This window comes from Stenotrophomonas sp. HMWF003 (assembly GCF_003061285.1).
Classification (GTDB): domain Bacteria; phylum Pseudomonadota; class Gammaproteobacteria; order Xanthomonadales; family Xanthomonadaceae; genus Stenotrophomonas; species Stenotrophomonas maltophilia_AP.
In genome coordinates this window covers 1-4,950 of the sequence record NZ_QAIW01000228.1, presented here as the reverse complement: position 1 = coordinate 4,950, position 4,950 = coordinate 1, and the positions used below count along the sequence as shown (strand labels likewise).

3 protein-coding genes are annotated in these 4,950 nt (G+C 67.7%); 1 reads left to right on the top strand and 2 read right to left on the bottom strand.

Features of this window, described 5'->3' with window-relative positions; translation table 11 throughout:
- Window positions 1-2,198, top strand: a 2,198-nt coding sequence (locus tag DBR34_RS21290; protein WP_181393960.1) for a hypothetical protein, incomplete at its 5' end; no start/stop codon positions are given.
- A gap of 148 nt (window positions 2,199-2,346) precedes the next feature.
- Here DBR34_RS21290 and DBR34_RS09360 read toward each other — a convergent pair.
- A complete protein-coding gene (locus tag DBR34_RS09360; protein WP_128096584.1) occupies window positions 2,347-4,326 on the bottom strand; it encodes a S9 family peptidase in 1,980 nt (659 codons plus the stop codon).
- A 146-nt stretch (window positions 4,327-4,472) separates the two neighbouring features.
- Window positions 4,473-4,950, bottom strand: a 478-nt coding sequence (locus tag DBR34_RS09355; protein WP_219928251.1) for a hypothetical protein, incomplete at its 5' end; no start/stop codon positions are given.

The following is a 4,950-nucleotide window of genomic DNA, read 5'->3' as shown; positions in this document are numbered from 1 at the left end:
TCTCTGAACGGGCCGCGCTGCTGATCGAACGCGATGGCGATGTCGACAACCGCGGGCATCTCGACCTGCGCGGCCGGATGGAACTGCAGGCCGATGCCAGCTTCGACAACTACGGCAGCGTCCAGGCGCAGGGTGCCCGCATCACTCTGGCCGGCGATGCCGACATCGAAAACCTCTTGACAATGCAGCTGCGCGATACGCTGGTCACCCTGCAGGGCGAGAGCGAGTTCGACAACGGCGAACGCCACCGCACTGCGCGGCTGGAGGTGGACGGTGGCGGCTTCGTGCTGCAGGGCATGGCCGGGTTCGACAACCACGGCAGCGTGGTCGCACGCGGGGTACTCAATGAAAACGCACTGGTCCACGCGGTAACCTCGCGCGTGGGCGGTGAGAGGGACGTCATCGAAGCATTCGACAATCGCGGCAGCATCCTGCTGTCCGGGGATGCACGGGTACTCACCCTGGTCGCCGATTCACACGCCAGCACCGGCATCAACCGCTTCGGTGGCAGCATCACCAGCAACGCGCGCCATCAGTCCGCGCTGCATGCAGAGGGCGCGTCGGCCACGCTGCTCAACCAGGGCACGCTCACGGTCACCGGGGACAACGCGGTGGCGATGTCCGGCGCGCGCGGTGCCACGGTCATCAACGACGGTACGATCAACCTTGGCACCGCCGGGGGCAACAACGGCCAAGGGATGGTCGCGATGCGCTCGGATGGCTCGGCCACGCTCAACAACCGCCGCGGCGGTGTGATCAACATCCATGCCGACAACTCCTACGCGTTCCAGATGGCACCAGGAGGCAGCGGCCGCCTCATCAACAACGGCCAGGTCAATGTGTATGGCAGCGGCAGCGGCCACAATGCCGACGCTGCCACCGACGCCGCGAACCAGCCGGGCCAGGACCTGGGCTGGCAGGCGCCGCGCGGGGTCAGCGGCTATACCGTGGGCACCAATGCCGACGGCAGCGCCGGTCGCCTGGTGCTGCACCAGGGCGGGCACCTGTCCGACGTGGCGGTGGATACCACGTTCACGCGGGGCACTGCCGCCTCGCAGGTGCGCCTGGAAGGCGTGTTCGTGGGCGCCGACAGTGGTGAAGACAACATCCGGAGCGCCTCGGTGGTGTGGCAGGCACGGGCGGAGCGCGACGCGACCGGCACCGTCGATGTGGTGATGACCCGCAACGACTATCGCGCGCTGGCCGACGCCCCCCTGCAGGGCGTTGCCGAAGCGCTGGAGGCAGGCTACGACAGCAACGCGCTGTACCACAGCCTGGAAGTGGCTGACGCCGCAGCCTTCAATCGCGCCCTGTCGCAGCTGTCCGGCGCGGATGTCGTGGCCGCCAGCATGCGTGCAGGCGCCAACGGCGATGCCTTCTGGTCAAGCCTGGCCCGCGCGCGGGCGGTCGAGGGACACCGTCTCGTGGCCTTTGGCACGGACGCTGGAACCCGCCATGGCGTACAGGGCACCGGTAGCGCGGTGCAGGTGGCGGTCCCGCTGCGGGGGGGCGGACAGCTGCAGCTGAGCACCGGCCTGCTCGCATCGGACATTGCCACCGAGGGTGGACAGACCCGCAACCAGTCACGCTTCGCCGGCGTGGGCATCGGGCAGGCACTGGGCGCGTTCGATGTGCAGCACACCCTGGGCAACGAGTGGCATCAGCTGGACGGCCAGCGCCAGTTGAGCTGGGGCACCGTCCAGCACAGCGCACACAGTCAACGCGCGCTGTCGCGGAGCCGCATCGGCAGCATGATCAGTCGCGAGCTGGTTGCCGGCGGTCTGCGCTGGCAACCCCGCCTTGGCGCGCATGCGTACCACAGCCGCGAAGCGGGCTTCCACGAATACGGTGCCGATGCGTTGGGCCTGTCCGTCGGCGCCGGTACCCGCCGGGGCGTGCAATGGGAAGCCGGCACCGGGATGACGGGGCGGCTGAGCCCGCGTTGGACGGTGCGGGGCGACGCGGCCCTGATCGGGTCGCTGGCCTACCGCGCCAGTGATCGTGTTGCCACGCTGCACGGCGCGGGGGACCACGCCTTCGTGTTGCCGGGCACCAGGCCAACCGGGCTGGATCATCGCCTGATGCTGGGAGCGGACTACCAGCACAAGCGTTTCAGCCTGGGCGCATCACTGATGGCGCAGCGCCTGTTGGGCAGCGCCGACCGCCAGGCGCAGCTGCACGCCAGCTACGCGTTCTGACCCGACAGCGCACGTGCCTGGACAGCCCGGCAGACCGTCCAGGCCACCGACGTGGTGGCCTGGACGCGGGCGCAGGTGTTCAGATGACAGGCGCGCAGCAGCGCCTGTGCCGTGGACTTCGCCATCGGCACGGGCGCGGCCAGGCATGTTACGGCGCCTTGTTCCCGGCACTCCCGGTGCCGGCCGTGGCGGTCGTTCCCCCCAGGTTTTTGGCCAGGAACGCCAGCAGTTTGGTGTAGTACTCGCGACGGTGGGGGTCGGTGTAGAAGCCGTGGCCTTCGGTCGAGTAGTACAGCGATTCCACCGGCACGCCGGCCTTCTTCAAGGCCGCTTCCATGCGCTTGGTGTGCTGGATCGGTGCGCGCTTGTCTTCGCCGCCGGCCGCCAGGAACACCGGCACCTTGATCTGCGCGGCCAGGTTGACCGGTGACACCGCGCCCAGCTGCTGCGGGTTGCCCAGCCATTCCTTCAGGTAGGTTTCGCCCGAGCCCTGGCTCTGGATGTCGCCATTGGTGAACATCAGCGGCAGGTCGTACACGCCCACATAGCCGGCCGCGCACTTGTACAGCGACGGCTCCTTGGCGGCCCCCATCAACGCGGCGTAACCGCCGTAACTGGCGCCGTAAATGCAGATGCGTGCGGGATCGGCGTGGCCCTGGTCGATGGCCCAGCGGGTGGCGTCGGTGAGGTCGTCCTGCATGGCCCCGCCCCACTGGCGCGCACCGGCCGAGCGATAGGCACGCCCGAAGTTGCCCGAGCCGCGGAAGTTGACCTGCAGCACCGCATAACCGGCCGCGGCCAACAGCTGCGGTTCGATGTCGTAGCTGCCGTCATCGAAGACGCCGAACGGGCCGCCATGCGGCAGCACCACCATCGGCAGCTTGGCGCCGGTCTTGCCCTCGGGCACGGTGAGGAACCCGTTGATGTCCAGACCGTCGCGCGCCTTGACTGCCACCGGCACGACCTTGGCCGACGTCGCCGCATCCACCCAGCTGCTGCGGCTGATCAGGTGCTCTGCCTTCTTGGCCTCGGTGTTGAAGATGTAGAAGTCGCCGGGGTTCTGCCCCGACCACGCTTCGACCAGCAGCTGCTTGCCGTCACGGGTGCTGGAGGTGATGTAGATGGCATCGCCTCCGAACGCCGCCTCCAGGCTGCGGTACAGGCGCGCGTCGGGCGAGGTTTCATCGAAGAAGCGGGTCCGCGGCTTGTCGCCCAGATACAGCGCGCCCACCGGAATGGAGGTGCCGGGGCGGCGGATGATGCGGCTTGGGTCCACCTGCGGGTCGCGCAGCAGCGGGGTGCGCTTGCCGGTGGCCGGGTCCCACGACACGATCACGTCCGGGCCCTTGTCCTGTTCGCTGGTGAAGTAGGCCAGGGTGTTGTCAGCCGAGAAGCCGATCGCCTGTTCGATGCGGCCGTTGACGGCCTCGTCGTTGACCAGCTTCCAGGTGTCGCCGCTGGCTTCGCGGTAGTACAGCTTGTTGACGTTGTCGGCCCCGGCGCCGTGGGCGAACCGGACCTGGCCGGCGTTGTCGCTGGTGAAGTCGGCGCGGCGCACCGGCGAGCGGGCGATGGTGGTACGGCGCCCGCTCTGCACGTCGAGGCGGTCAACGCGGGTGAAGGGGTCCTCGGAGAAGGGCCAGATGGAGACCAGCACGTTGCGGTCGTCATTGGCCAGCTCATCGAACATGAAGGCGGCCACGGTTTCGACCTTCTTGGGCTGGATGCGCGTGCCCGGGCCGTTGCCTTCCACGCGATAGCCGACCAGCAGTTCGCCGCGGCCGCCGTCGGCGTTCATGGCATACAGCTCGCCGGTGAGGCGTGGCTGGTCCAGCGAGCCGATCTTCTCGGCCAGGCCGATCAACACGCGCTCGCGGTTGACCCAGTCGAACTCGGTGGCATGGTTCTTCGGCGGCGGCACGAACGAGCCGACGATCGAGCCGTCGGTACGGCGCAGGATCGCCAGTGCGGTCCGGTCTTCCATCGGCACCGTGGCCGCGTAGTACTCGCCATCGGGCGAGATCTTGATATCGGTGAACTGGTCACGCTTGAGGTAGCGCTCCAGATCCACTGCGGTGGCCTGCCCGGCCAGCATCCCCATGGCGACCAACGCCGCCCACTTCGTCATGCGCATCCTTATCCCCTTACGCCGGACACCCTGTCCGGATGCCTGATTCTATTCGCAGGGACCGGCCACGGACCATGGGGCCAGAAACAAAAATGGCACCGCGAACGGTGCCACCGATGGAAGGCGCAGCATGGCGCCCGCCGGGACTACAGCGTCATTCGGGGAACCGGGGTGTCCCTCGGTTCGGTACCGCGGGCCAGCGCGGTGCAACCGCAATCTCCGCTCAGGCTCGACAGCTGCAGGGCGTCGTTAGCGTCGGCTTGGAAGGTCTTGGTGCAGACGCCCCAGTTTGGGCCCTGCTCCTTCCAGGACAGAATCCGGCTGCCGTCGCGGTTGTCGAACGTACCCTGCGGCGGCCCCCACTTTCCGACGACCTCACGGAGATTGGATCCGATCCAGGACGCCATCACGTCGTTGAGGGTCGTGGGCCTGGTCGACCTGAGAAGCACCTTCAGCTTGATGCCTTCGCAGCCCCCCAGGCTTCCTGCATCGTCGGCATGCGCTGCAGTCACGCTGCCCAGTGACATGACGCTGCCGACGAATGCTGCCGCAATCCACGTGTTCCATTTCCGATTCATTGCCATTCCTTTGATATGAGCCAATACAGCGGGCGCATTGTATGCC